At 73.5% G+C, this 23,536-nt stretch carries 25 protein-coding genes; 6 read left to right on the plus strand and 19 right to left on the minus strand.

From position 1 onward, the window contains the following. Positions 1 to 7: 7 nt before the first annotated feature. Complete coding sequence (locus tag ACIB24_RS11735; RefSeq protein WP_398279966.1) at positions 8 to 406, plus strand: TIGR03618 family F420-dependent PPOX class oxidoreductase; 399 nt, start codon at positions 8 to 10, stop codon at positions 404 to 406. Positions 407 to 487: 81 nt separating this feature from the next. Further along, the gene (locus ACIB24_RS11740) at positions 488 to 1,468 is read left to right on the plus strand and encodes an aldo/keto reductase (RefSeq protein ID WP_398279969.1); all 981 of its coding nucleotides are present in this window, start codon (positions 488 to 490) and stop codon (positions 1,466 to 1,468) included. A 7-nt stretch (positions 1,469 to 1,475) separates the two neighbouring features. Here ACIB24_RS11740 and ACIB24_RS11745 read toward each other — a convergent pair whose 3' ends face one another. The 10 genes from ACIB24_RS11745 to rpsB all read right to left on the minus strand — a co-directional run bounded on the left by ACIB24_RS11745 (position 1,476) and on the right by rpsB (position 12,087). Further along, the gene (locus ACIB24_RS11745) at positions 1,476 to 1,901 is read right to left on the minus strand and encodes a hypothetical protein (RefSeq protein ID WP_398279972.1); all 426 of its coding nucleotides are present in this window, start codon (positions 1,899 to 1,901) and stop codon (positions 1,476 to 1,478) included. Positions 1,902 to 1,999: 98 nt separating this feature from the next. Then, the gene (locus tag ACIB24_RS11750) at positions 2,000 to 3,505 is read right to left on the minus strand and encodes a multicopper oxidase family protein (protein ID WP_398279975.1); all 1,506 of its coding nucleotides are present in this window, start codon (positions 3,503 to 3,505) and stop codon (positions 2,000 to 2,002) included. 7 nt (positions 3,506 to 3,512) lie between these two features. Continuing rightward, positions 3,513 to 3,953 carry a hypothetical protein gene (locus tag ACIB24_RS11755; protein WP_398279978.1) on the minus strand — a complete coding sequence of 147 codons (441 nt, stop codon included), beginning with the start codon at positions 3,951 to 3,953 and terminating at the stop codon, positions 3,513 to 3,515. A 106-nt stretch (positions 3,954 to 4,059) separates the two neighbouring features. Next, positions 4,060 to 4,617, minus strand: a complete 558-nt coding sequence (locus tag ACIB24_RS11760) for a DivIVA domain-containing protein (RefSeq protein WP_398279981.1) — start codon at positions 4,615 to 4,617, stop codon at positions 4,060 to 4,062. Between the two features lie 100 nt (positions 4,618 to 4,717). Continuing rightward, on the minus strand, positions 4,718 to 5,857 hold the full coding sequence (gene rlmN, locus ACIB24_RS11765; RefSeq protein WP_398279984.1) for a 23S rRNA (adenine(2503)-C(2))-methyltransferase RlmN: 1,140 nt from the start codon (positions 5,855 to 5,857) through the stop codon (positions 4,718 to 4,720). Then, the gene (locus ACIB24_RS11770) at positions 5,854 to 8,730 is read right to left on the minus strand and encodes a phosphatidate cytidylyltransferase (RefSeq protein ID WP_398279987.1); all 2,877 of its coding nucleotides are present in this window, start codon (positions 8,728 to 8,730) and stop codon (positions 5,854 to 5,856) included. Before ACIB24_RS11770 ends, rlmN begins: the two co-directional genes overlap by 4 nt. A gap of 7 nt (positions 8,731 to 8,737) precedes the next feature. Then, positions 8,738 to 9,295 carry a ribosome recycling factor gene (frr, locus tag ACIB24_RS11775; RefSeq protein ID WP_398279990.1) on the minus strand — a complete coding sequence of 186 codons (558 nt, stop codon included), beginning with the start codon at positions 9,293 to 9,295 and terminating at the stop codon, positions 8,738 to 8,740. Between the two features lie 52 nt (positions 9,296 to 9,347). Then, positions 9,348 to 10,136 carry a UMP kinase gene (gene pyrH / locus ACIB24_RS11780; protein ID WP_398279993.1) on the minus strand — a complete coding sequence of 263 codons (789 nt, stop codon included), beginning with the start codon at positions 10,134 to 10,136 and terminating at the stop codon, positions 9,348 to 9,350. A 177-nt stretch (positions 10,137 to 10,313) separates the two neighbouring features. Beyond that, positions 10,314 to 11,141 (minus strand): translation elongation factor Ts, encoded by an 828-nt coding sequence (tsf, locus tag ACIB24_RS11785; protein ID WP_398279996.1) that lies wholly within the window; start codon positions 11,139 to 11,141, stop codon positions 10,314 to 10,316. Positions 11,142 to 11,193: 52 nt separating this feature from the next. After that, positions 11,194 to 12,087 (minus strand): 30S ribosomal protein S2, encoded by an 894-nt coding sequence (gene rpsB, locus ACIB24_RS11790; protein ID WP_398279999.1) that lies wholly within the window; start codon positions 12,085 to 12,087, stop codon positions 11,194 to 11,196. A 245-nt stretch (positions 12,088 to 12,332) separates the two neighbouring features. Here rpsB and ACIB24_RS11795 point away from each other — a divergent pair, with 245 nt between their 5' ends. The 4 genes from ACIB24_RS11795 to ACIB24_RS11810 all read left to right on the plus strand — a co-directional run bounded on the left by ACIB24_RS11795 (position 12,333) and on the right by ACIB24_RS11810 (position 15,282). Further along, on the plus strand, positions 12,333 to 13,535 hold the full coding sequence (locus ACIB24_RS11795) for an aminotransferase class I/II-fold pyridoxal phosphate-dependent enzyme (RefSeq protein ID WP_398280002.1): 1,203 nt from the start codon (positions 12,333 to 12,335) through the stop codon (positions 13,533 to 13,535). A gap of 104 nt (positions 13,536 to 13,639) precedes the next feature. Further along, a complete protein-coding gene (locus tag ACIB24_RS11800; protein WP_398280005.1) occupies positions 13,640 to 14,116 on the plus strand; it encodes a murein hydrolase activator EnvC family protein in 477 nt (158 codons plus the stop codon). 39 nt (positions 14,117 to 14,155) lie between these two features. Further along, positions 14,156 to 14,797 (plus strand): DJ-1/PfpI family protein, encoded by a 642-nt coding sequence (locus ACIB24_RS11805; RefSeq protein ID WP_398280008.1) that lies wholly within the window; start codon positions 14,156 to 14,158, stop codon positions 14,795 to 14,797. Then, positions 14,794 to 15,282 carry a MarR family winged helix-turn-helix transcriptional regulator gene (locus ACIB24_RS11810; protein ID WP_398280011.1) on the plus strand — a complete coding sequence of 163 codons (489 nt, stop codon included), beginning with the start codon at positions 14,794 to 14,796 and terminating at the stop codon, positions 15,280 to 15,282. Before ACIB24_RS11805 ends, ACIB24_RS11810 begins: the two co-directional genes overlap by 4 nt. A 67-nt stretch (positions 15,283 to 15,349) precedes the next feature. Here the strand turns inward: ACIB24_RS11810 and whiG are convergent, their stop codons facing one another. From whiG to lepB (ACIB24_RS11855), 9 genes are all read right to left on the minus strand, one after another. Next, positions 15,350 to 16,120 (minus strand): RNA polymerase sigma factor WhiG, encoded by a 771-nt coding sequence (gene whiG, locus ACIB24_RS11815; RefSeq protein WP_398280427.1) that lies wholly within the window; start codon positions 16,118 to 16,120, stop codon positions 15,350 to 15,352. Positions 16,121 to 16,217: 97 nt separating this feature from the next. Then, complete coding sequence (locus tag ACIB24_RS11820) at positions 16,218 to 17,222, minus strand: tyrosine recombinase XerC (protein WP_398280014.1); 1,005 nt, start codon at positions 17,220 to 17,222, stop codon at positions 16,218 to 16,220. Between the two features lie 115 nt (positions 17,223 to 17,337). Further along, entirely contained in the window at positions 17,338 to 18,480 is a 1,143-nt protein-coding gene (gene dprA, locus ACIB24_RS11825; RefSeq protein WP_398280018.1) for a DNA-processing protein DprA, read from the minus strand. Next, positions 18,477 to 20,072: a YifB family Mg chelatase-like AAA ATPase gene (locus ACIB24_RS11830; RefSeq protein ID WP_398280021.1), complete on the minus strand. Its 1,596-nt coding sequence runs from the start codon at positions 20,070 to 20,072 to the stop codon at positions 18,477 to 18,479. The genes dprA and ACIB24_RS11830 overlap by 4 nt, the downstream gene beginning before the upstream one ends. 1 nt (position 20,073) lies before the next feature. Continuing rightward, positions 20,074 to 20,460: a YraN family protein gene (locus ACIB24_RS11835; RefSeq protein ID WP_398280024.1), complete on the minus strand. Its 387-nt coding sequence runs from the start codon at positions 20,458 to 20,460 to the stop codon at positions 20,074 to 20,076. 213 nt (positions 20,461 to 20,673) lie between these two features. Next, the gene (locus ACIB24_RS11840; protein WP_398280027.1) at positions 20,674 to 21,003 is read right to left on the minus strand and encodes a DUF2469 domain-containing protein; all 330 of its coding nucleotides are present in this window, start codon (positions 21,001 to 21,003) and stop codon (positions 20,674 to 20,676) included. 33 nt (positions 21,004 to 21,036) lie between these two features. Further along, complete coding sequence (locus ACIB24_RS11845; RefSeq protein WP_398280030.1) at positions 21,037 to 21,900, minus strand: ribonuclease HII; 864 nt, start codon at positions 21,898 to 21,900, stop codon at positions 21,037 to 21,039. A 3-nt stretch (positions 21,901 to 21,903) separates the two neighbouring features. Next, positions 21,904 to 22,686 (minus strand): signal peptidase I, encoded by a 783-nt coding sequence (gene lepB / locus ACIB24_RS11850; RefSeq protein ID WP_398280033.1) that lies wholly within the window; start codon positions 22,684 to 22,686, stop codon positions 21,904 to 21,906. After that, the gene (gene lepB / locus ACIB24_RS11855; RefSeq protein ID WP_398280036.1) at positions 22,687 to 23,427 is read right to left on the minus strand and encodes a signal peptidase I; all 741 of its coding nucleotides are present in this window, start codon (positions 23,425 to 23,427) and stop codon (positions 22,687 to 22,689) included. It lies immediately after the preceding gene. Between the last annotated feature and the right edge of the window lie 109 nt (positions 23,428 to 23,536).

Below are 23,536 nucleotides of genomic sequence, written 5' to 3' on the forward strand. Positions count from 1 at the left end.
GCGGGACATGTCGTTCGACCCCGCCGGGCTGCCCGCCGGCGTCCAGGAGTTCCTGCGCGAGCGCCACCTGGCGACCCTGACGACCCTGCGCCCCGACGGGTCGCCGCACGTCGTCGCCGTGGGCTTCACCTGGGACGACGAGGCGCGCGTGGCCCGGGTGATCACCCACGGGGCGAGCCGCAAGGCCCGTAACGCCGCCGCCGGCGGTCGCGCCGTGGTCTGCCAGGTCGACGGGCGGCGCTGGCTCGCGCTGGAGGGCCCGGTGTCGGTGCTGACCGACGCCGACTCGGTGGCCGACGCCGAGGCCCGCTACGCCGTGCGCTACCGGCCGCCGCGGGAGAACCCCGAGCGGGTCGTCGTCCGGATCGACGTCGACCGGGCGCTCGGGTCGTTCCCCCAGCCCTGAGGGACGCCGGCGCGTCTGGAGTGGACCGAACGCCGACGGGTGACGATGCTGACCCGGTCACGCAACCGAACAGAGGTCGACATGGAACAGCGCACTCTGGGCCGCACGCAGCGCCCCGTCTCCGTGGTGGGTCTCGGCACCTGGCAGCTCGGCGCCGACTGGGGTGAGGTGCGCGAGGAGGACGCGCTCGCGGTCCTCGAGGCCGCCTACGACGCGGGCGTCCGGTTCTTCGACACGGCGGACGTCTACGGCGACGGCCGCAGCGAGGAGCTGGTCGGCCGGTTCCTGGCGAACGGACGCCCGGACGTGCTGGTCGCCACCAAGGCGGGTCGCCGGCTGCCGCAGCAACCCGAGAACTACACGCTGGACAACCTCCGGGCCTGGACCGACCGCTCCCGGGAGAAGCTGGGCGTCGACACCCTTGACCTGGTGCAACTGCACTGCCCGCCCACCGCCGTCTTCACCGACGACGCGGTCTACGCCGCCCTGGACACCCTGGTGGACGAGAAGCGCGTCGCGCACTACGGGTTCAGCGTGGAGACCCGCGCCGAGGCGCTCGCGGCCATCGCCCGACCGCACGTGGCGAGCATCCAGATCATCCTCAACATGTTCCGGACGAACCCGCTGCTGGACGTGCTCCCGGCCGCGCGGGAGGCCGGCGTCGGCATCATCGCGCGGGTCCCGCTGGCGAGCGGCCTCCTGTCCGGCCGCTACGACGCGGACACCCGGTTCCCGGCCGACGACCACCGCACCTACAACCGCGACGGTTCGGCCTTCGACGTCGGCGAGACGTTCTCCGGCATCGACTTCCACGCCGGCCTCGAGGCGGTCGCGCGGCTGCGCCCGCACGTGCCCGCCGGCGCCACGATGGCTCAGTTCGCACTGCGCTGGATCATCGATCAGCCCGGGGTCACCACGGTCATCCCCGGAGCCCGCAATCCGGAGCAGGCGCGCGCCAATGCGGCGGCCGCCGATCTGGAGCCACTGGACGACGAGACGCGCTCCGTAGTGCAGCACGTCTACGACGAGCTGATCGCCCCGCAGATCGGCGACCGGTGGTGAACCGGCCTCAGGGCTGCCACCAGGAACACGCCACCTCGGTCATGTCACCGAAGTGCTCGGGCAGGTCGAGCCGTAGCCGCGCTCGCGACTCGTGGGCCGGCAGCAGCCGGAAGGCGACCATCGCCCCGGCGATCTCGGTGACGTCGGGCCCCACCTCCTCGCTGTCGGCCCGCAGCATGGCCTCGGCCAGCCGGCCCATCCCCCGCATCAGGTGCACCGACGCGTGGGCCCAGTCGAGGCCGCCGGGCGGTTCGAAGTCGTCGGGCGGCTGGATGAGCAGCTCGGGCAGCCCGACGTACTCCAGGCCGAGCGTGTAAGCCGCCGCCATCCGGCCCCTTTCGGGGTCGAGGGCCAGTTTCACCTCGAACGGGTCGGTGCCCTCCGGGCCGAAACCCGACGGGTCGTCGTCCTCCAGGAACATGTCGTAGAACATGCCTAGATCGTCGCGCACGGCGCGGGCTACCCTCGGAAGTTGTCCACAGGTAAGGCTTTTCCACAGGGCAGGTCGGCCGGCCGATCAACCGGGCCGGCCTACCCGAGGGTGTTGCCGGCCTTCCCGCCGATCCGGAAGTGCGTGGTGTACCCCGTGTACTCCAGGTGCGTCACCAACCCCTGGCTCGCGTGCTGCAGGTTGTGGCAGTGGTCGGCCCAGACCCCCGGGTTGTCGGCGACGAAGGCCACGACGTACGTGTCGCCGTCCTTCACCGGCACGGTGTCGGTCCACCACGGTGACCCCGTCGAGGGTCTCCCGTTGTGACTCAGCACCAGCACGTGGTGCCCGTGCAGGTGCATCGGGTGCGCCTGACCGCTGGAGTTGGTGATGCGCATGCGCACGACGTCGCCGAGCGAGACCTGGAACATCGGCACGTCGGGGAACAGGTGGCCGTTGATGCTCCACCACAGGCCCGGCTTCCCGTCGACGAAGCCGGGCCGCCGCCCGATGCGGTAGTCGAACGTGCGGTCGGGCCGCTGCGGGTCGAACCCCACGTCCGCCGGGGTGCCGTAGGTGAGCAGGTCGAGGTCGTCCTTCGGGGCGGTGACCGGCGGCGCGGGCGGCCGTGCGCCGGTACCAGCGGGTGGGCTCACGAGGACGGACGTCGTCCCGCCCCCGACGCCGACCCGCACCTGCGCGCCGTCCCCCGGCATGGTGAACTCCAGGTCGGCGCGCCCACCGGCGCCGATCAGTACCGCCCTCCCGGTCACCGGGGTGGGCCCGTGCCAGTCGCGGCCGTCGAGCGCGACGAGCCGGTACGACGCCCCGGCCACCCACGTGCGCAACGACCCATCGTCCGTGTCGATGACCCGGATGCGCACCAGGTCACCGGGTTTCGCCTGGACGGGGAACTGCCCGGGCACGCCGCCCACCGCGCGCGTGCCGCGGTAGGTGTGCACGGGCGCGGTCACGTCGACGTCGGGCGCCGGGCTCACCGGTCGTCTCGGCGTCACCACGAGACTGCCGTACAAGCCGAGCCGCACCTGCTCGTCGGCCACCTGGTGGGAGTGGTACCAGTAGGTGCCGGCCCGCTGGGGCACGAAGCGGTACACGTGTCGCTGCCCGGGCCCGACGGCATCCTGCGTGACGCCGGCGACGCCGTCCTCCGCGTTCGGCACGTCCAGGCCGTGCCAGTGCAGCGTGACCCCGCCCGGCACCGACTCGTTGAGCAACGTGATCTGCACCAGCTCGCCCTGGCGCGCGACGATCGCCGGCCCGGGGGACGTGTGGTTCAGCGTGTATCCGGCCTTCACCACCTTGCCCGACGCCAGCGTGATGTCCTCCTGGCGGGCGGTGAGCGTGACGTTCACCGCAGGGGTCCCCGTGGGTGGGCCGGTCAGGGTCGCGACGTCGGTGCCGGCGTGCCCCGCGTGCGCTCCGTGCGTCTCGACCGGTCGACCGCCGCCGTCGACGTACCCGAGTGAGGCCATCGAGTAGGACGACGGCAACCGGCTCCCCCACCACATCCAGCCCAGCGGGACGACGATGGCGAGGGTGACCGCGACGGCTGCGGCCAGCCGCAGCCGCGCGGCCAGGGTGCTCACCCGGGGGTCAGGCGGCGGGCGCGGGTTCGGCCGCGGCCGGAGTGGTGGCGCCGCCCGTCGAGACGACCCGCCCGGCGATGCCGGCGGTGGCCGCGACAGCGAAGGCGTTGAGGCCGTGAAGAAGACCGATCGCCGGGACGCTGAACGCCACGATCGCGAACACCCACTGCAGCACCGTCACCCCGAAGACGATCAGCGCCCAGCGGACCGCGCCCGGGACCTTCGTGAAGAACGAGAAGATGAGCAGCAGGATGACCAGGACCGACAGGACCATGGCACCGATGCCATGCAAGCTGAGGCCCACGAGGTCCTCAGCGGTGGACTTGTCGATCGACCCGTCGTCCTCGACGGTCTTGGCCAGGTCGAAGACGCCGAAGGCGATCACGGCGGCCTGGAACAGCACGAGCAGCGCGATGGCGCGCGAGGTGAAGACGTAGGCGGTGCGCATGACCCCTCCAGAAGTCCGGATGACGCTCAGGACTCTAGGGGGTGGGCGTTCGTCCCCGGCAGGGGGCTATCCCTACCGTGTCTCGGGGTTTTCCCCCATGTTCTGCTCAGACGGTCTGGACGACGAGCAGCTCGACCACGCGGTCGAGGAAGGCGTCGACCGAGGCCTCGCGGTAGCCGCGCGACCCGCGGCGGCTCTTGAAGACGGCCAGGCGCACGGCGTCCGGCGGGAGCGGCTGCCCCATGCTGAACGCCTCCTCGATGCGGCGGCACAGGTTGTCGACCGCGTCAACGTCGTAGGTGAGCTCCATGCCGCTGCCGCGTGGGAACCGCTCGCCGTCGGGACGGGCCAGCTGCGCGCGCAGCGACGCCTCCTGCGTGCGCAGCTGCGTCTGCCAGGCGGCGGACCCGCTGCGCTCCTCACCGCGCTGCTTTTCACGGCGGGCGAACGCGTCCTCGATGCGGTCGAGGGCGGCGTCCACCGCGTCGACGTCGTAGCCGCCGCGGACCAGGTCGAACCCGACCGTCCGGACGTGCCAGGAGGTCATGGCGGGGCCCCGGCCGTTCTCCTCGTACGCGACGCGGGCCCGGCCGAGGAAGGACTCGACCTGCTCCACGTCGTAACCCTTGGCGAACCGGCTGGCCCGAGGGAAGGTGTCGCTCACGGGGTCATTCTGCACGACATCCCGACCCCGCGGGGATGAAGACTCTGTGACGCGTGCCAGATCGTGATTGACCGGTCACCAATCGTCCCACTGATCCCGATCAGACGGTCGCAGCCAGCTGCCCGCAGGCCCCGTCGATCTCCCGGCCCCGCGTGTCGCGGACGGTGGTCGGGACGCCGTGGGCCCGCAGCCGTTCGACGAACGTGCGCTCGACCTGGGGATCGCTGGCCGTCCACCGCGACCCGGGCGTCGGGTTCAGCGGGATCGGGTTGACGTGCACCCAGCCCCGGCCGCGCCGGTTGAGTTCGGTGCCCAGCAGGTCGGCCCGCCACGCCTGGTCGTTCACGTCGCGGATCAGCGCGTACTCGATGCTGACCCGGCGGCCCGTGGTGTCGAAGTAGGCGCGGGCGGCGTCGAGCGCCTCCCCCACCGTCCAGCGGGAGTTGATCGGGACGAGCTCGTCGCGCAGCTCGTCGTCCGGGGCGTGCAGGCTGAGGGCCAGCGTGACGGGGAGTCCCTCGGCGGCGAGCTTCCCGATCGCCGGGACCAGGCCGACCGTCGACATCGTGATGCCGCGCGCGCTCATGCCCAGCCCCTCGGGCGCGGGCGCGACCATCCGGCGGATGGCGGTGATCGCCGCCTTGTAGTTGGCCAGCGCCTCCCCCATGCCCATGAACACGACGTTGGTCACCCGGCCCGCGGCCTCCTCGGCCGCCTGGACGCGCTTGGCGGCCACCACCTGCTCGACGATCTCGGCCGCCGAGAGGTTGCGGGTCAGCCCGGCCTGGCCGGTCGCGCAGAACGGGCAGTTCATGCCGCAGCCCGCCTGGCTGGAGATGCACACCGTGGCGCGGTCCGGGTAGCGCATCAGCACGCTCTCGACCAGCGCCCCGTCGAACAGCCGCCAGACCGTCTTCACGGTCGCCCCGGCGTCCGCCTGCAGTTCGCGCACCGGAGTCAGCAGCCGCGGGCACATCGCCGCCGCGAGCTTCTGCCGGGCGCCGGCCGGCAGGTCGGTGAGCGCGTCGGCCGAGGCCGGGTCGACGTCCGCGAGACGTTCGAAGTAGTGCACCGACAGCTGCCGGCCGCGGAACGGCTTCTCGCCGAGTTCGGCGACCGCCGCCATCCGCTCGGACAACGTCAGGTCGGCCAGGTGGGTGGGCGGCTTGGGCCGCCGCGGGGAGGCCATCACCAGGCCTCGCCGGCCCTCGGGGACGACGGGTGCGGGCGGTTCGCTCATGCCAGGAACACCAGCTGGTGCAGGATCAGGAAGGCCAGCGGCGCGGTCGGCAGCAGGGAGTCGAGGCGGTCCATCAACCCGCCGTGGCCCGGCAGCAGGTTGCCCATGTCCTTCACGTTCAGGTCGCGCTTGAGCAGCGATTCGGCCAGGTCGCCGAGGGTCGCCGAGACGACGGTGGCGGCGCCCAGCGCGAGCCCGGCCAGCGGGTCGCCGTGCAACAGCAGGGTGACCGTGCCGACCCCGACCAGTGCGCACGCGATCGCCGACCCGGCGAAGCCCTCCCACGACTTCTTCGGGCTGACCTTCGGCGCCATCGGATGGCGGCCCGCGACCACGCCCAGCGCGTACCCGCCGATGTCGCTGGACACCGTGACGGCGATGAACGTGACGACGTACAGCGGCCCGTCGGCCAGCATCAGCACGGCGAAGCCGGCCAGCAACGGCACGTACGCGGCGACGAAGATCCCGGCCGTGACGTCGCGAGCCGCTCCCTCGACGCCGTCGATGATCCGCCACAGCAGGAGCCCGAACCCGGTCAGCGTGAACGAGACGAGCAGACCCTCCTGCCCCGCCACGTACGCGGACACGAGCATGCCGACCGAGCCGACCGCCAGCGGCACGACCGGGACCATGATGTCCTTGGCGGCCATCGCCCCGGCCAGCTCCCAGACCGCGAGCACCGCCACCACGCTGACGACGGCCACGAACGCCTCGGGCCGGGTGAACAGCGACGCCGCCGCGAGCGCGCCGAGCCCGACCCCGACGGCGATCGCGGCGGGCAGGTTGCGTCCCGCCTTGCCGGTGGTCGGCGCCGGGGTGGCGGGCCGCCCCAACGCGTCGTGCGGCGAGCGCGCCGCGGCCGCCTCGGCCTCGAGCTGCTGCTCGTGCGCCTCGTCCAGCGGGAGCATGGTGTCCCCGTAGCCGAGACCGCCGGGCATCGTGTCGTCCATCCGTTCCAGCATCGGTTCGTCGTTGCGCGGACGGCGGCCCTTGCCGCCCTTCGGCCCCTTGCCCCCCGGACGCAACGGCGGGCCGCCCGCCGCGGCGAGGCCTCCCGGCACGGTCGGCGGGCCGCCGAGCGAGGGCAGCGAGATCGGGCCGGTCAGGACGTCGTTGAACGACGGCAGCGCACCGGTCGGCGGGGCGTCCTTGCTCCGGCCGCTGCCCCGGGCCACCGGCTGTCCCCCGGCCGGGGAGTCCGGCGGTGGGGATGCCGGCCCGGGGACGCCGCCGGGGCGGGCGCCGGACGGGGGCCCGGACGGGGGGCCGGACAGGGGGCCGGACGGGGGGCCGGACAGGGCGCCGGCCGCACCCGCGGCAGCGATCCCGGGGGCGGCCGCGCCGGCGGCACCGGCGGCTCCGGCTGACCCGGCGGCACCAGCAGCTCCACCGGCGGCTGCCGCGGCGGCTGACCCGGCGGCTGACCCGGCCGCAGTACCGGCCGCCCGGCGCAGGGCACCGAGCCCGCCGGTCAGGCCACCGGTCAGGCCGGACCCTCGGGCGTCGCGGGCCCGGTCGGCCAGCGAACGGCGCGGTGGACGGTCGGCCCCGGCCGGCAGGCCGATGGGGCCGGTCTCCTCGGGGTCCTTCGACGGGGACGGTGCCGGCGCCGGGGACGCTGCGGGCGTCGAGGAGGCCGCCGGGATGATCGGCGCGGGGCTGGCGGGGGGCGGGCCGGCGGGGGGCGGGCTGAGGGGCGGCGGGGACCCCAGGGGGTCCGCCAGGCCCGAGTAGTCGATCAGGTCGGGGAAGGGCGCCGGAGGCTCGAGCGGGGCCGGGAAGTCGACGGAGTGCACCACCGGCGTGATGCCGGTCGGGGGCGCCTCGTCGAACTCCTTGCGCCCGCGCGGGAATTCGTCGTAGGTGGGCGGCGTGTACACCGGGCCGCCGAGCCGCGGCCGGTCGTACTCGGGCAGCTCACGAGCCGCCGGACCGGGCGCCGGGGACTGCGCCGGCGATTGAGCCGGGGACTGCGACCCGGACGGCGAGGGCGTCTCAGGACCGGCCGAGCGACCGAAGGAGGGCGGCGCCTCCGCGCGCCGGGCGCCGAAACTGGGCGGGGGCTCGTAGGGCGCCGGGGCCGACGAGGGCCGGAACGCCGTGGGCTCCGAGAACGCCGACGGGCCGGGCGCGACCGGTGGCGGCGCGAACGGCGAGGACGGCGCGGCCACCGGCGGCGGCGCGGCGGGCGGCTCGACCCGCGGCGGCTGCGGCGGCTGTGCTGGCTGCGACGGCTCGTACCGCGGTGCCTCGTACCGCGGCAGCTCGTACGACTGCGGCGGCTCGTACGGCTGGGGAGCCTCGTACGGCTGGGGAGCCTCGTACTGGGGAGCCTCGTACTGGGGAGGCTCGTACTGGGGAGGCTCGTAGGCGGGCGGCTGGTAGGTCGGCGGGGCAGGCGGGGTCGCGGGCGTGAAGAAGTCACTGCTGACCGCCGGGCCGGGCGCCGGGGCCGGGGGCGGCGGGGCGGCGGGCGGGGCGGCGGGCGGGGCGGCGGGCGGGGCGGCGGGTGGCTGAGCCCCGGCGCCGAAGACGGGCCCCGACCCGAACGCGGAACCCGGTTGGAACGGCGAGGACTGCTGGCCGGCCCCGGCCCCACCGGCACCCGCCCACCACGGCCGGTGCGCGTCGAGATCAGCGGGAGAGCCACCCGGCGGCGTACCGGGGGCGGCGGCGTCCGGCTGGCGGTTCGACCGGTCCCGGCGCGTCGGCGGCTCGAAGAAGGAAGCCGGCTCCCCGCCGTCCCCCTGCAGGCCGATCGCGTCGGCCCAGGAGGAGTCCGCAGCGCCCGGCGACTCAGAGCCCGAGGAACGCCCAGCGCGCCTCCGGCGCTGCTGGCCGGAGACGTCCTCAGAGTCTGGGGAAGGAGACATCTACGGACTAGACCTCGGAGAGCTCTGATTCCTTGTGCTTCAGCAGCTCGTCGATGGTGTCCACGTGCCGCTTGGTGACCTGCTCCAGCTCCTTCTCGGCACGCGCGCCCTCGTCCTCGCCGGCCTCGCCGTCCTTCACGAACCGGTCGATCTCGTCCTTGGCCCGGCGACGCACGCTGCGTACCGACACGCGGGCGTCCTCGGCCTTGCTGCGCGCGAGCTTGATGTAGTCGCGGCGGCGCTCCTCGGTCAGCTGCGGCAGGGACACCCGGATGACCGAACCGTCGTTGCTTGGGTTCACGCCCAGGTCGGAGTCGCGCAGCGCCTTCTCGACGTCGGACAGCGAGCTCTTGTCGTACGGGGTGATGAGGATCGTGCGGGCCTCGGGCACGTTGAACGAGGCGAGCTGCTGCAGCGGCGTCGGCGAACCGTAGTAGTCGACGACGATCTTGCTGAACAGCGCAGGCGTGGCCCGGCCGGTGCGCAGCGTCGCGAAATCGTCCTTCGCGACCTCGACGGCCTTGTCCATCTTCTCTTCGGCCTCGAAGAGGGTCTCGTCGATCACGGTAACTCCCTGTCCCTGTCCCTGTATCGGCCCTGCACGAGCGCCTCGGGCGTCAGCCCGCCGTCACCAACGTCCCGATTCTCTCACCCCGGACGGCCCGGGCGACGTTTCCGTCGCCCTCCATCCCGAAGACGATCATGGGCAGCCGGTTGTCCATGCACAAGCTGAACGCCGTGGCGTCGACGACCTTCAGCCGCTGCCGCAGCGCGTCGGCGTAGGTCACCTCGTCGAGCTTGGACGCCGACGGGTCCGTACGCGGGTCGGCCGTGTACACGCCGTCCACGCCGTTCTTGCTCATCAGGACGACGTGCGCCTTGATCTCCAGGGCCCGCTGGGCGGCCGTGGTGTCGGTGGAGAAGTACGGTGCGCCGAGCCCGGCCCCGAAGATGACCACGCGGCCCTTCTCCAGGTGCCGGATCGCCCGCCGGGGCACGTACGGCTCCGCGACCTGGCCCATCGTGATCGCCGACTGGACCCGGGTGTCGACCCCGCGCTGCTCGAGGAAGTCCTGCAGCGCGAGACAGTTCATCACGGTGCCGAGCATGCCCATGTAGTCGGCCCGGGCCCGGTCCATGCCCTTCTGGGACAGCTCGGCGCCCCGGAAGAAGTTGCCGCCGCCGACCACGACCGCGACCTGGACACCCTCGCGCACCACCTCGGCGATCTGGTCGGACAGCCGACCGATCACGTCGGGGTCGAGGCCGAGGCGGCCACCGCCGAACACCTCACCGGAGAGCTTCAGCAGCACCCGGCGGTAGAGCGGGGTGCCGGACGGCGACAGCTCGGCCTGCGGGGCCGGCTGGGGGGCCGGGGCGGGTTGGGCCTCCACGGCCACGTCCATGCGCTGCTCCTTGTCGTCGGCGGCCACCGGTCGGCATCGATGGATCGATGGGCCGGAGCCAGTCTGCCTTATCGACCTGTCCGGCAGAACCGGTGACGACGCGTCGCACCCGCCGTCACGCGGACGGCGGGTGCGGACGTCAGTGCTGTCGGCGCGGCGGCCGGGGCGTGATCCTGCTCAGGCCCCGACCCGGAACCGGGCGAAGGCGTGGACGGAGACGCCGGCCTCGGCCAGCACCTTCTCCACCGTGGTGCTCTGGTCCTTCGCGTACTTCTGCTCCAGGAGGACGTTCTCCTTGTAGAAGCCGTTGACCTGGCCCTCGACGATGCGGGCGATGGCCTGCTCCGGCTTGCCCTCCTCCTTGGCCTTGGCCTCGAAGACGCGCTTCTCGGCCTCGATCACCTCGGCGGGGACGTCGTCCCGGGAGAGGTACTTCGGCGGCAGGGCGGCGATGTGCAGCGCGATGTCGCGGGCGACGTCGTGGATGCCGTCCGTGCCGACCAGGACACCGACCTGCGGGGGCAGGTCCGGGCTGGTGCGGTGCAGGTAGCTCGCCACGTGGGTGGCCTCGATCCGGGCCAGCTTGGCGACGACGATCTTCTCGCCGATCGCCGCGTTGCCCTCGTCGATCAGCTGCTGCACCGTCCGGCCGTCGGCCAGGCTGCTGGCCAGCAGCTCCTCCGGGGTGGCGGCCTTCGAGGCCACCGCCTGCGCGAGGACGTCGACCGCCAGGGCCAGGAACTTGTCGCCCTTGGCCACGAAGTCGGTCTCGCAGTCCAGCTCCAGCAGGACGCCGAGGCCGGCCTCGGTGTGCGCGGCGACGAGCCCGTTGGACGTGGTGCGGCTCTCCCGCTTGGCCACGCCCTTCTGGCCCTTCACGCGCAGGATCTCGACGGCCTTCGCCAGGTCGCCGTCAGCCTCGTCGAGGGCCTTCTTGACGTCCAGCATGCCGGCGCCGGTCTGCTCGCGAAGCTGCTTGATGTCGGCGGCGGTGTAGTTCGCCATCTCGCCATCTCTCCGTTCGTGATGTGGTGGAAAGTTCTTGTGCCGGAGCCGATCAGGCCTCGGCGGGAGCCGCCTCGGGCGCGGACGCCTCGGGCGCGGACGCCTCCGCCGCGGAGGTCTCCGCCGCGGTGCCCTCGGTGGCGACGGCCTCGGCGGCCGGCGTCTCCGCCTGACCGGCCAGCAGGTCGCGCTCCCACTCGGGCAGCGGCTCGTCGACGGCCACGGCGCCCTCGGCGGCGACGGCCTCGCCGCCACCCTGACGGCTGATCAGACCCTCGGCCACGGCGTCGGCGACCACGCGGGTCAGCAGCGTGACCGACCGGATCGCGTCGTCGTTGCCCGGGATCTTGTAGTCGACCTCGTCGGGGTCGCAGTTGGTGTCGAGGATCGCCACGACCGGGATGCCCAGCTTGCGGGCCTCGTCGACGGCCAGGTGCTCCTTCTTGGTGTCGACGATCCACACCGCGCTCGGCACCTTGGCCATGTCGCGGATACCGCCGAGCGTCTTCTCCAGCTTGTCCTTCTCGCGGCGCAGGACCAGCAGTTCCTTCTTCGTCATGCCGCTGCCGGCCACGTCGTCGAAGTCGAGGAGCTCGAGCTCCTTGAGGCGCTGCAGCCGCTTGTGCACGGTCTGGAAGTTGGTCAGCATGCCGCCCAGCCAGCGCTGGTTCACGTAGGGCATGCCCACGCGGGTGGCCTGCTCGGCGATGGGCTCCTGGGCCTGCTTCTTCGTGCCGACGAAGAGGATGGTGCCGCCGTGGGCGACGGTCTCCTTGACGAAGTCGAAGGCGTTGTCGATGAACGACAGCGACTGCTGCAGGTCGATGATGTAGATGCCGTTGCGCTCCGTGAGGATGAAGCGCTTCATCTTCGGGTTCCAGCGACGGGTCTGGTGACCGAAGTGGACGCCGCTGCCGAGCAGCTGGCGCATGGTGACGACTGCCATGTGGGCACACTCCTGTGGCACCCCGCCGAGTAGAAGGCGGAGCACCCTCGGTTCTTCACGGCACCCGGGCGGGGCCGTGCCTGGTGGCCGGTTCGAGCCGGCCGGGCGAACCCGGACCGATCGGTGCGAACCCCCGCCGAGGGCGGGGAGAGGCCACGCGAAGTCACCCGACCGGAGTCGGGTGCTGGTAGCAGGGTAGTCCGGGCCCCGCACCCGGCCCAAATCGCCGCCCTAAGGTGAGTCGCGTGAATCTCGACGGCCACGACGAACCGTGGCGACGGGTGGCCCGGGCCGCGGGTCTGCTGGGCCCGCACGACGACCGCGGGGCGCCGTCCCCCACGATCTTCGCGGAGATGAGCGCCCTCGCCGCCCGCACGGGCGCGATCAACCTCGGCCAGGGCTTCCCCGACACCGACGGCCCGGCGTCCCTGCTGGCCGACGCGGCCGCGGCCATCGCCGGCGGCGCCAACCAGTACCCGCCGGGTCGCGGCGTCCCCGAGCTGCGGGCGGCCGTCGCGGCGCACCGCACGCGGTACGGGTTCGACCTCGACCCCGACACGGAGGTGCTGGTCACGGCCGGGGCGACCGAGGCGCTGACCGCGAGCATCCTGGCCCTGTGCGGGCCGGGCGACGAGGTCCTGCTGCTGGAGCCGTACTACGACTCGTACGTGGCGGCCGTCGCGCTGGCCGGGGCGACGCCCGTCCCGGTTCCGCTGCAGTGGCCGTCGTTCACCGTCGACGAGGCCGCGCTGGCCGCCGCCGTGACGCCCCGGGCCCGGCTGCTCGTGCTCAACTCGCCCCACAACCCGACCGGGCGGGTGCTGTCGGTCGCCGAGCTGGACGCCGTGGCGCGCCTCGCCGTCGCCCACGACCTGCTCGTGCTGTCGGACGAGGTGTACGAGCACCTGACCTACGACGCCCCGCACGTGCCGATCGCGACCCGGCCCGGGATGGCGGAGCGGACGATCTCTGTGTCGTCGGCGGGCAAGACGTTCTCCGTGACCGGCTGGAAGATCGGCTGGCTGCACGCGCGGGCCGACCTGGTGGACGCCGTCCTGGCCGTGAAGCAGTACCTGACCTATGTGAACGGGTCGCCGTTCCAGCCGGCGGTCGCGCGGGCGCTGACACTGGAGGACTGGTTCGTCTCGGCCGCGGACTCGCTGCGCGCGGGCCGCGACCTGCTGGTCGGCGGGTTGTCGGCCGCCGGGTTCGAGGTGTCCGTGCCCGAGGGTGGGTACTTCGTGATCGCGGACGCCGCCGGTCTGGGTTTCGCGGACGGGCGGGCGTTGTGCGCGCAACTGCCCACGCTGTGCGGGGTGGTCGGAGTGCCGTTCCAGGCCTTCCTGCGCCCGGGGGCTGCGGCGTCCTCGCTGGTCCGGTTCGCGTTCTGCAAGCGGCCCGAGGTGATCGCCGAGGCCTCGGCCCGGCTGGCCCGGCTGGCCGGCTAGGGCGTCCCGGTGGCGCGCTCGTCGCGCCCTCCACAGGCGGTGCCGTCCACAGGCTTCGGGACGACGCCCGCCCGGGTGGGCGGGTCGGTGCCACTCTCGGCCGCATGGCTCTGACCCCGCTGGTCGCCGCGGCGCTCGCCCTGACGGTCCCCACGGCACCCGCCTGGCAGTGGCCGCTGCGGCCGCAGCCGGCCGTGGTCCAGCGGTTCGAGGTCGGTCCGTCCCCCTGGTCGCCCGGTCATCGCGGGACCGACCTGGCCGCGGCCCCGGGCGCCGCGGTGCGCTCTCCCGCCGCGGGCGTCGTCCGGTTCGCCGGTGTGGTGGCCGGCAAGCCGGTGGTGTCGGTCGATCTGGGCGGCGGACTGACCAGCAGTTTCGAACCCGTGGTCGGCACGCTTCGCCCCGGCACGGCCGTGGCCGCCGGGCAGGTCGTGGGGCGCCTGTCCGCGCTGCCCGGGCACTGCGCCCCGGCGTCCTGCCTGCACTGGGGCGTGCGCCGGGACGGGGCCTACGTCGACCCGCTGGCCCTGCTGAGCGGGCGGCGGCCGATCGTGCTGAAGCCGCTGGGCGCCGTCCGATGAATTGTTGACAGCATCCTGTCACTTTGACAGTGTACTGTCATGATTGAGACGCAGCAGGTGCGCACCGTTCACGTGGCGGTCTACGACACGCTCGCCGACTGGGAGGCGAGCTACCTGACGGCGCGGGTGAACAACCCGGCCTGGCAGCGCTCCCCCGGCACGGTGCGGGTCCGGACCATCGGCCGGACGCTCGATCCGGTGACGACGATGGGCGGCCTGCGCGTGCTGCCCGACCTGAGCGTCCACGAGGTCGACCCGGTGACCAGCGCGATGCTGGTGCTGCCCGGGGCCGACGCCTGGGAGACGGAGGCCGGGCTGCCCTGGGCCGCGGAACTCGCGGCCCGGTTCCGGGCCGCGGGCACGCCGGTCGCGGCGATCTGCGGCGCGACGCGGGGGCTGGCGCGGGCGGGCCTGCTGGACGGCGTCCGGCACACCAGCTCCGCACCCGCGTACCTCACGGCGACCGGCTACGCGGGTGCGGACGGTTACGTCGAGGCCGACGTGGTCAACGACGGCGGGCTGATCACCGCGGGCCCCCTCGAGCCGATCCCCTTCGCCCGCGAGGCGCTGGCCGTGCTCGACCTGTACGAGCCGGCCGTGCTGGACGCCTGGTTCCGGCTCTTCAACGACCACGACCCGAGCGGGCTCGCCGGGCTGACCCCGGCCGGGGCGTCCGCATGAGCGTCGACGTCACGGCGCGGCTCGAGGAGGACGCCCGGGCCCGGAACTGGGACCCGGTCACCGAACTGGTGATGCGGACCTTCCGGCTCAACGGCGTCTTCCTCACGGTCGGGGAGGCGCTGGCCCGGCCGCACGGGCTGACGGCCGTGCGCTGGCAGGTGCTCGGGGCCGTACTGCGCACGCCGATGACGGTGGCCGGCATCGCCCGCGAGATGGGCATCGCACGGCAGACCGTGCTGCCCATGGCCAACGCCCTGGTGGCCGCCGAGCTGGCGGAGTTCCGGGCGAACCCGGGCCACCGGCGCGCGAAGCTGCTCGCGCCGACACCGGCCGGGCGCGAGGCCATCTCGCGCATCGCGCCCGGCCAGCGCCGGTGGGCGCAGGCGCTCGCCGACTCGGTCGGCGAGGAGGAGCTGAGGGCGTGCGTCGCGACCCTGAACCGGGTGATCACGGCCGCAGCGGATCTGGATCCCGCTGCCGACTGACCTTCCCGCAGATCGCGGCGGCGCGCTCAGCGCACGTCGTTCAGGTGTGTGGCTCGTCGGTCGGGATTCAGCTCACCTCGGCCAGCTTCGCCCGTAGCTGCAGCACGGCCTTCGTGTGCATCTGACAGATGCGGGACTCGGTCACGCCGAGGACGCGGCCGATCTCGGCCAGCGTCAGGCCCTCGTAGTAGTAGAGCGTGACGACGATCTTCTCCCGCTCGGGCAGCTGGTTGATCGCCCGCGACAGCAGGAACTTGGTCTCCTCGCTCTCGAAGGCGGCGACCGGGTCCTCCGCCTTCGTGTCCTCGAGGGTGTCGATCAGGGAGAGCTTGTCGCCCTTCTCCCCGCCGACGGTCAGCAGCTCGTCGAGCGCGACGACGTTGACGTAGGAGACCTGGGAGAAGACGGCGTGCAGCTCGTCAAGGCTCATCCCGAGCCACTCGGCGACCTCGGCCTCGGTGGGCGTGCGGTGCAGCTCACCCTCGAGCGTGGAGTAGGCCCGCTCGACCTCGCGGGCCTTGTAGCGGACGCTGCGCGGGATCCAGTCGATGGCCCGCAGCTCATCGATGATCGCGCCGCGGATGCGGGAGATCGCGTAGGTCTCGAACTTGATCGAGCGGTCGATGTCGAACTTCTCGATCGCGTCGATCAGCCCGAAGATGCCGTAGGAGACCAGGTCGGCCTGCTCGATGTTCGGCGGCAGCCCCACCCCGACGCGGCCGGCGACGTACTTGACCAGCGGCGAGTAGTGCAGGATCAGCCGCTCGCGAGCCCCCGGGTCGGCGGTGAGCTTGAACTGCTCCCACAACGCGCGCAGGGCAGCCTCGTTGGCCGCCACCTCGTCCTGCGCGTCGATGGTGTCCACGCTCTCGGTTGCCACCGAACCCCTCCCCTGGGCATCCGTGCCGAATGCCGTTCTCCCGACCGTTCTTCCGTCAGGCCCGTGGGTGGGCCTGACGGTAACTCGCGCGCAGCCTGTCCACGGAGACGTGGGTGTAGACCTGCGTTGTCGAGAGCGTAGCGTGACCGAGCAACTCCTGTACGCTACGAAGGTCCGCGCCGCCGTCCAAAAGATGCGTCGCCGCGCTGTGTCTTAACCCGTGCGGCCCAACCGCGGGCGCGCCGTCGACCGCCTCCGCAGCGTCGTAGACGACCTGCCGGACCCGCCGCTGATCGATCCGACCGCCCCTCGCTCCGAGGAAAACCGCAGGTGGGGAGCCGGTTCTCGCGAGAACGGGCCGGGCCTGAGCGAAGTAGACATCGAGGGCGTTGCGGGCAGGCAACCCGTAGGGGACGACGCGCTCCTTGCCGCCCTTACCGAACACCCGCACCAGACGTCGTTCGTCGTCGACGTCCGTGACGTTGAGGCCGCACAGTTCACCCACTCGGACGCCGGTCGCGTACAGCAACTCCAGCATCGCCCGGTCCCGAAGGGTCACAGCGGCAGACAGTTTCGCTGCGTTGTCGTCGATTTCACCCGGTTCGGGGCGTTTTTCGGCGCTGCGGGCCGTTCCGGCGGCCGCCAGCAGCGCACCGGCCTGGTCGGCGCGCAGCACCGCCGGCAGCGGGCGGCCGCGTTTGGGCGAGCGCAGGCGCAGCCCCGGGTCCTCGGTGGCCCGGCCCGTGCGGTGCAGCCACGCGGTGAACGTCCGGGCGGCCGCGGCCCGCCGGCCGAGGGTCGAGCGCGCGGCGCCGTCGGCGGCCATCGAGGCCAGCCAGGCCCGCAGGGTGGCCAGGTCCAGCGTCGGGGTCGGCGACGATTCGAGCACGCCCGGCGTCTCGGGCGTGTCCCCCGGGCCGACCACGAACCGCAGCAGCGCCTCGACGTCGCCCCGGTAGGCCCGGATCGTGTGCTGGGACAGCCCGCGCTCCGGCCCCAGGTGGCGCACGAACAGCCGCAGGGTCTCCCCCGCTGATTCGCCCGCGGACGTACCGGTCACACCGCACACGGTGCCACGTACGGCTCGGATTGCCGCGCACCCGAGCAAGATCATCGCGAGGGTGCGCCGATCGCGAGTCTCGCTCACCCAACGCGCACTCACGCGATGATCATGGTCAGGTACGGGCGCGCCGCCAGCCGGCGCCCGAGCGGACGGCCAGGTTCCGCAGCTCGAGCCGGCCGAGCGCGGCTAGCACCGTCGACTCGTCCAGCCCGGCCACCTTGGCCAGCGACGCCACCGGCGCCGTGGTGCGCACCGGCAGCGCGTCGAACACGCGCAGGTCGGCCGGCGGCAGGTCGTCGTGCGCGGCCCGCCTGCGGGGCGGCGCCGGGCGGGACGGCGCCTCCCCCAGCCGCTGGATCTCGTCCAGCGCGTCCCCCGCCGAGGTGATGCAGACGGCGCCCGTGCGCAGCAGCTGGTGCGGGCCGTACGAGGTCGGCGAGTACACCGGGCCCGGTACCGCCCCGACCGGCACCCCGTGCTTCGCGGCCCGGGCGGCGGTGCTGGAGGCCCCCGAGCGGTCGGTCGCCTCCACCACCACGGCCAGCCGGCTGAGGCAGGCGATCAACCGGTTGCGTTCGACGAAGCGCCAGCGCGTGGGTGAGCTGCCCGGCGGCACCTCGCTGACCACGGCCCCCACCTGCCGGATCCGGTCGAAGAGCTGGTCGTGACCGGTCGGGTAGATGCGGTCGACCCCGCAGGCCAGCACCGTGACCGTGCGGCCCGCGACCTGCAGGGCGCCGCGGTGCGCGGCGCCGTCGATGCCGTAGGCCCCGCCCGACACGACGGTCACCCCGTCCCGGGCGCAGTCGGCGGCCAGTTCCAGGGCGACCCGCTCGCCGTAGGCCGTGCAGTTGCGCGACCCGACCACGGCGATCGCCCGTTCACACGCCTCACCGAGGTCGAGCGGCCCGCGGACCCACAGCCCGAACGGCTGCTCGACGCCCAGCCGGGACAGCGGCTCGCCCGGCCACTCGGGGTCGGACGGCACCACGAACCGCGCCCCCACCCGCTCCAGCGCCCGCACGTCGCGGACCGGGTCGAGGTCGGACAGCCGCGACCGCCACCGCGGGGGCCCCTGCCCGCGCAGCAGGCCGCGCAACGCCGCCGAGGCCCCGAACTCCTGGACCAGCTGCCGGGCCGGTAGGTCGCCGGGCTCGGCCAGCCGGCTCCACGCCGCCCGGGCCAGCCGCTCGTCGTCCACGTCGAACCGCACGGACGCTGGCCCCGGCACCCCCTCCAGCAGGCCCCCGCTCACGACGTCCGCCCCCGCTGCCGCAGCATGAGGGCCAGCCCCACCTCGTCGTGCCCGGGGCTGTCCCGCCCGGCCAGGTCGGCCACCGTCCAGGCCACCCGCAGCACGCGGTCGTACCCGCGTACGGTCAACCGGGAGGCGTCCAGCGCCTGGTCGAGCTCGCGGGTCACGGCCGCGGGCAGCCGCAACGGGCCGCGCAACCAGGCCCCGGACACCTCGCCGTTGCACCGCCAGGGCGTCCCGGCCAGACGGGCGGTCTGCGCGGCGCGGGCCGCCCCCACCCGGGCCGCGACGACCGAGGTCGGTTCGGGCGACCCGCCGGACTCCAGGTCGAGCCGGGTCACGCCGGCCACGTCGACCTGCACGTCGACCCGGTCGAGCAACGGCCCGGACAACCGCGCCAGGTAGCGACGGCGCACGGTGGCCGGGCACACGCAGGACAGGCCGTCACCCGTGGCCATCCCGCACGGGCAGGGGTTGCTGGCCAGCACCAGCTGGAACCGGGCCGGGAACCGTTCGGCGCCCTGGGCGCGGTGGATGGTCAGCTCGCCGTGTTCGAGCGGCTGGCGCAACGCGTCCAGCACGCGGGCCTCGAACTCGGCCGCCTCGTCCAGGAACAGGACGCCGCGATGGGCCCGCGAGGCCGCGCCCGGCACCGGCAGTCCGCTGCCGCCGCCCACGAGGGAGGCGACCGACGCCGTGTGGTGCGGGTCGACGAACGGCGGGCGGCGCATCAGCCCGGCCGCGGGATCGAGCGTTCCGGCCAGCGAGTGCACCGACGTCACCTCGACGGCCGCCGCGTCGTCCAGGTCGGGCAACAGGCCGGGCAGCCGGGCCGCGAGCAGGGTCTTGCCGGCCCCCGGCGGGCCCATCAGGAGCAAGTGGTGCGCCCCGGCGGCCGCGACCTCCAGGGCCCGCCGCGCCTCCGCCTGCCCCAGCACGTCGGCCAGGTCCGGCGGCGGCCCGGGCGGGCGCAGCGTGCCGCCGGGCCCGCCGGGACCCGCGGCCCCCACGAGGTCCGCCACGGCGGGCAGCACCAGGCGGGCCGTGCGTGGCGTGCCGTCGGCGTTGCGACCGCACGGGTTGCCGCCGTGCAGCTCCACGACGTCGGCCACGGTCGCGACGGGGTGCACGCGGGCCCCCGGCACCAGTTCGGCCTCGGCCCGGTTCCGGCTCGCCACCACCACGTCGCAGCGGCCGGCGCGCACCGCGGCCAGCACCGCGGGCAGCACGCCCCGGACCGGCCGGACCCGACCGTCGAGCGACAGCTCGCCGATGTGCACGTACTGCCCGGCCGTGGGGGCCGGGGCGTCACCGGCGGCGGCCAGCAGGGCCACCGCGACGGCCAGGTCGAAGCCCGTGCCCGCCTTGGGCAGGGCGGCCGGCGACAGGTTGACGGTGATCCGCCCGGTCGGCAGGTGGAAGTACAGGTTGTTGCAGGCCGCCCGGACCCGGTCCCGCGACTCCAGCAGCGACGCGTCCGGCAGACCGACCAGCCCGAACGCCGGCAGCCCGCTGGACACGTCGGCCTCCACCTCGACGAGGTGCCCGCGCAACCCGACCACGGCGACCGCCAGCGCCCGGCCCACCGCCACGTCAGCCCACCGCCCGCAGGTGCTCGACCAGGGGCAGCCGCCCGCCCCCGGCGCCGCGGTGGAGCACCGCGAACACGTCGATCCGCACGGCGTCGAACGGGCCGTCGTACTGCTGCAGCCACACCCCGGTCAGCCGGCGCAGCCGCCGGACCTTGTCGGGCGTCACCGCCTCCAGGGGGTGACCGGCCCGCACCGAGCGCCGGGTCTTCACCTCGCAGAACACCAGGCAGTCGCCGTCCAGGGCGACCAGGTCCAGCTCGCCGTACCGGCACCGCCAGTTGCGGGCCAGCACCCGCCACCCGGCGGCCACGACCAGCCGCGCCACCAGCTCCTCGCCGTCCCGGCCGACCGCCTGCCGGGACCGGCCCACCCTCGTCGTCGCGCCCACTGCTCCCACCCGTCCGCCGGACCCACCATCGGTGGTGCCTGGCGCCCGGGAGGGGGATTCCACCGGGCGCCAGCGCACCCGGCAAAGGTGACGGCCTCCGCGGGCGGTGAGCGGCGGCGTCCGGTCAGGCTGTGGGCGAACCGCCCGTCCTGCCGGGTGTGGAGGACACGGTCAGCACGCCACCGACGTACGGGGGGGGTTAGGGGGTGGGGGTCAGGCCCCCGCCCGGAATCCACCGTTCTTGGGCAGCTCCAGCTCGCTCGGGCTGAGCTCCTCGACGTTCACGTCCTTGAAGGTGACGACCCGGACCGACTTCACGAACCGGGCGGGGCGGTACACGTCCCAGACCCAGGCGTCGGTCATGGTGACCTCGAAGTAGACCTCGCCGTCGGCCGAGCGGACCTTCAGGTCGACCTGGTTGGCCAGGTAGAACCGGCGCTCGGTCTCCACGACGTAGCTGAAGAGGCTGACCACGTCCCGGTACTCGCGATAGAGCTGCAGCTCCATCTCGGTCTCGTAGTTCTCGAGATCCTCTGTACTCATCGCGCCTGATCACCCACGGAAAGAGTTTACGGCTCAGAAGGGCAGGACGGCGTGCTCGGTGCCCGGCAGGCTCCACGACCGGCGGTGCAACGGGGTGGCCCCGAACCGGCGCAGCGCCTCGATGTGCTCGGGCGCCGAGTAGCCCTTGTTCTCGTGCCAGGCGTACTCGGGGTGCCGCCCGGCCAGCTCGACCATGATCGCGTCCCGCTCGACCTTGGCCAGCACGCTGGCCGCGGCCACGGCCGCGCACCGCATGTCGGCCTTCACCCGGGTGACTACGGGGGCGGCGAAAGCTCCGGGCAGGTCGGGCGTCTCGCGCACCGCACTCAGGTCCAGCTGGGCGCCTCCTGCGCGCAGGTCGATCGCGGGCGCCACCGGCCCGAGTCGAGCCGCCTCGGGCGGGAGGTCGAACAGCGCCTCGACCTGGACCGGCCGTTCGGGTTCGGGCAGCACCGTCACGGGGACGCTGAGCCAGTCGTGCGAGCCGTCCAGCAGCACGCAGTCGGGCGCCTCGGGCAACGCGGCCAGGGCCCGCCGGGCGGCCAGCCGCAGCGCCGCGATGATCCCGAACCGGTCGATCTCGGCCGGCTCGGCGTGGCCCACGGCGTGCCGCGGCGCCCACCGGCGCAGCTTCGGCACCAGGGCCTGCCGGGCGGCCGGCGTGAGCAACTTGGAGTCGCGCACCCCCGACGGCGCGGACCGCGTCGCCTCGTCGATCAGCACCACGCCCACGGTGACCGGCCCGGCCAGGGCCCCGCGCCCCACCTCGTCGACGGCCGCGAGCAGCCGGTGCCCGCCGTCGCGCAACAGCCGCCGCTCCTCCCGCAGCGAGGGGGACGACGAACGCGACGGGGCCTTCCGGGCCCGCGGCGGCGCCTTCCGGGTGGCCGTGGCCATGGACTACTTCCCGGCGGCCGGAACGCCCGCGAACGTCGACGACGGGTTGTGCAGCAACGTCGCCCGGTTCAGCGGCCAGACCAGGACGAACGCCTTGCCGACCACGTCGTCGATCGGCACGAAGCCCTGCGTCGACTCCTTCAGGTGGGCCCGGGAGTCGGCCGAGACCGACCGGTGGTCGCCCATCACCCACAGGTGCCCGGCCGGGACCGTGACCGAGAACGGCTTGTCGCTCGGGTTGTCGTTCGGGTAGACGTACGGCTCGTTGATCGGCTTGCCGTTGACCAGCAGCCGGCCGGCGCTGTCGCAGCAGGAGATCTTGTCGCCCGGCAGCCCGATGACGCGCTTGATCAGGTGCTCGTCGGAGTTGGCGGGCAGGAGGCCGACGAACGTCAGACCGGCGCGGATGCCGTTGCGCACGGCGCCCTCGTCGACCTCCGTGGTGGCCGGCAGCCAGTTGCCCGGGTCGGAGAACACGACGATGTCGCCGCGCTTGAGCTCGAACGGCCCCGGCGTCAGCTTGCTGACCAGTACCCGGTCGCCGACGATCAGCGTGTTCTCCATCGACGGCGACGGGATGAAGAAGGCCTGCATCAGGAAGGTCTTGATCAGCAGCGACAGTCCGAGCGCGATGACCAGCACGAGCACGATCTCGCGGATCATCGACAGGAACGCGCGGACCGGGTCCTGCTCGTCGTCGGCGTCGGCCCCCGGGGCCTGAAGGTCTTTCTCGCTCACGGGCTCGCCCTCCGCCGCGCTGGACGCCTGGTGACTCGACTGGGTCATCTACCGTTCCTTCGGCCGGGCGAGAGACTGCATGGAGGACTTCGACGACCCGGAATCCGACGAGATACCCCCTGCGTGCGCCGGCGGCCAGTAGATACCGACGACCTTGCCGACGACACGCTCCAGGGGAACGGTACCGCCCCCGGGAAGATTGCGGTGGGCCCGGGAGTCGGCCGATGCACTGCGGTGGTCACCCATCACCCAGAGGCGCCCGGCGGGCACCGTGACGTCGAACCTCTCGACGCTGGGCACGTCCTGCGGGTTCACGTACGGCTCGGTGAGGGGCACCCCGTTCACCGTCAGATGCCCCTGGGCGTCGCAGCAGACCACCCGTTCACCGGGCAGGCCGACCACCCGTTTCACGTAGTCCTGGGAACCGACCGGCAGGCTGAACGCCGCGGCCACGGTGCGGCCGAGCTCGGCCAGGCCGTTGCGGGCCGGGGCGGGGGCCGGGTCGAAGGTGCCGTTGCCGTCGAAGACGATCACGTCGCCCCGGTGGATCTCGCCCAGCGTGTAGCTCATCCGGGAGACCAGGACCCGGTCGCCGGCCCGGACCGTCGGGTCCATCGACCCGGTGGGCACCACGAACGACTGGACGACGAGCCCCCGCACCAGCGCGATCGTCACCAGACCGGCCACGGCCAGCACGGCGTACCGGCGGGACCGCGGGACGCGGTAGGACTCGGGTCGGGGCCGGGGCCGGACCCCGGCAGCGACGCGCGCGGGTTCCCCGATCAGCACGTCACCTCTCCCGCGGCTCGCCTGCCTGTCCCGGTCACTGCGCGGTCATACTTCCACGCGACCCTGTGCCCGAACGGGCGTCCGGGGAGAAGTCGGTCGCGTGTCGGCC

Source organism: Spongisporangium articulatum, from assembly GCF_044465595.1.
Classification (GTDB): Bacteria; Actinomycetota; Actinomycetes; order Actinomycetales; family Kineosporiaceae; genus Spongisporangium; species Spongisporangium articulatum.

Excerpts from the sequence above, each read along its gene's own strand:
- ACIB24_RS11735 (WP_398279966.1), top strand. The coding sequence starts at position 8 with ATGTCGTTCGACCCCGCCGGGCTGCCCGCCGGCGTCCAGGAGTTCCTG.
- ACIB24_RS11740 (WP_398279969.1), top strand. The coding sequence starts at position 488 with ATGGAACAGCGCACTCTGGGCCGCACGCAGCGCCCCGTCTCCGTGGTG.
- ACIB24_RS11745 (WP_398279972.1), bottom strand. The coding sequence starts at position 1,901 with ATGTTCTACGACATGTTCCTGGAGGACGACGACCCGTCGGGTTTCGGC.
- ACIB24_RS11755 (WP_398279978.1), bottom strand. The coding sequence starts at position 3,953 with ATGCGCACCGCCTACGTCTTCACCTCGCGCGCCATCGCGCTGCTCGTG.
- rlmN (WP_398279984.1), bottom strand. The coding sequence starts at position 5,857 with ATGAGCGAACCGCCCGCACCCGTCGTCCCCGAGGGCCGGCGAGGCCTG.
- ACIB24_RS11770 (WP_398279987.1), bottom strand. The coding sequence starts at position 8,730 with ATGTCTCCTTCCCCAGACTCTGAGGACGTCTCCGGCCAGCAGCGCCGG.
- pyrH (WP_398279993.1), bottom strand. The coding sequence starts at position 10,136 with ATGGACGTGGCCGTGGAGGCCCAACCCGCCCCGGCCCCCCAGCCGGCC.
- tsf (WP_398279996.1), bottom strand. The coding sequence starts at position 11,141 with ATGGCGAACTACACCGCCGCCGACATCAAGCAGCTTCGCGAGCAGACC.
- rpsB (WP_398279999.1), bottom strand. The coding sequence starts at position 12,087 with ATGGCAGTCGTCACCATGCGCCAGCTGCTCGGCAGCGGCGTCCACTTC.
- ACIB24_RS11800 (WP_398280005.1), top strand. The coding sequence starts at position 13,640 with ATGGCTCTGACCCCGCTGGTCGCCGCGGCGCTCGCCCTGACGGTCCCC.
- ACIB24_RS11805 (WP_398280008.1), top strand. The coding sequence starts at position 14,156 with ATGATTGAGACGCAGCAGGTGCGCACCGTTCACGTGGCGGTCTACGAC.
- ACIB24_RS11810 (WP_398280011.1), top strand. The coding sequence starts at position 14,794 with ATGAGCGTCGACGTCACGGCGCGGCTCGAGGAGGACGCCCGGGCCCGG.
- ACIB24_RS11840 (WP_398280027.1), bottom strand. The coding sequence starts at position 21,003 with ATGAGTACAGAGGATCTCGAGAACTACGAGACCGAGATGGAGCTGCAG.
- ACIB24_RS11845 (WP_398280030.1), bottom strand. The coding sequence starts at position 21,900 with ATGGCCACGGCCACCCGGAAGGCGCCGCCGCGGGCCCGGAAGGCCCCG.
- lepB (WP_398280033.1), bottom strand. The coding sequence starts at position 22,686 with ATGACCCAGTCGAGTCACCAGGCGTCCAGCGCGGCGGAGGGCGAGCCC.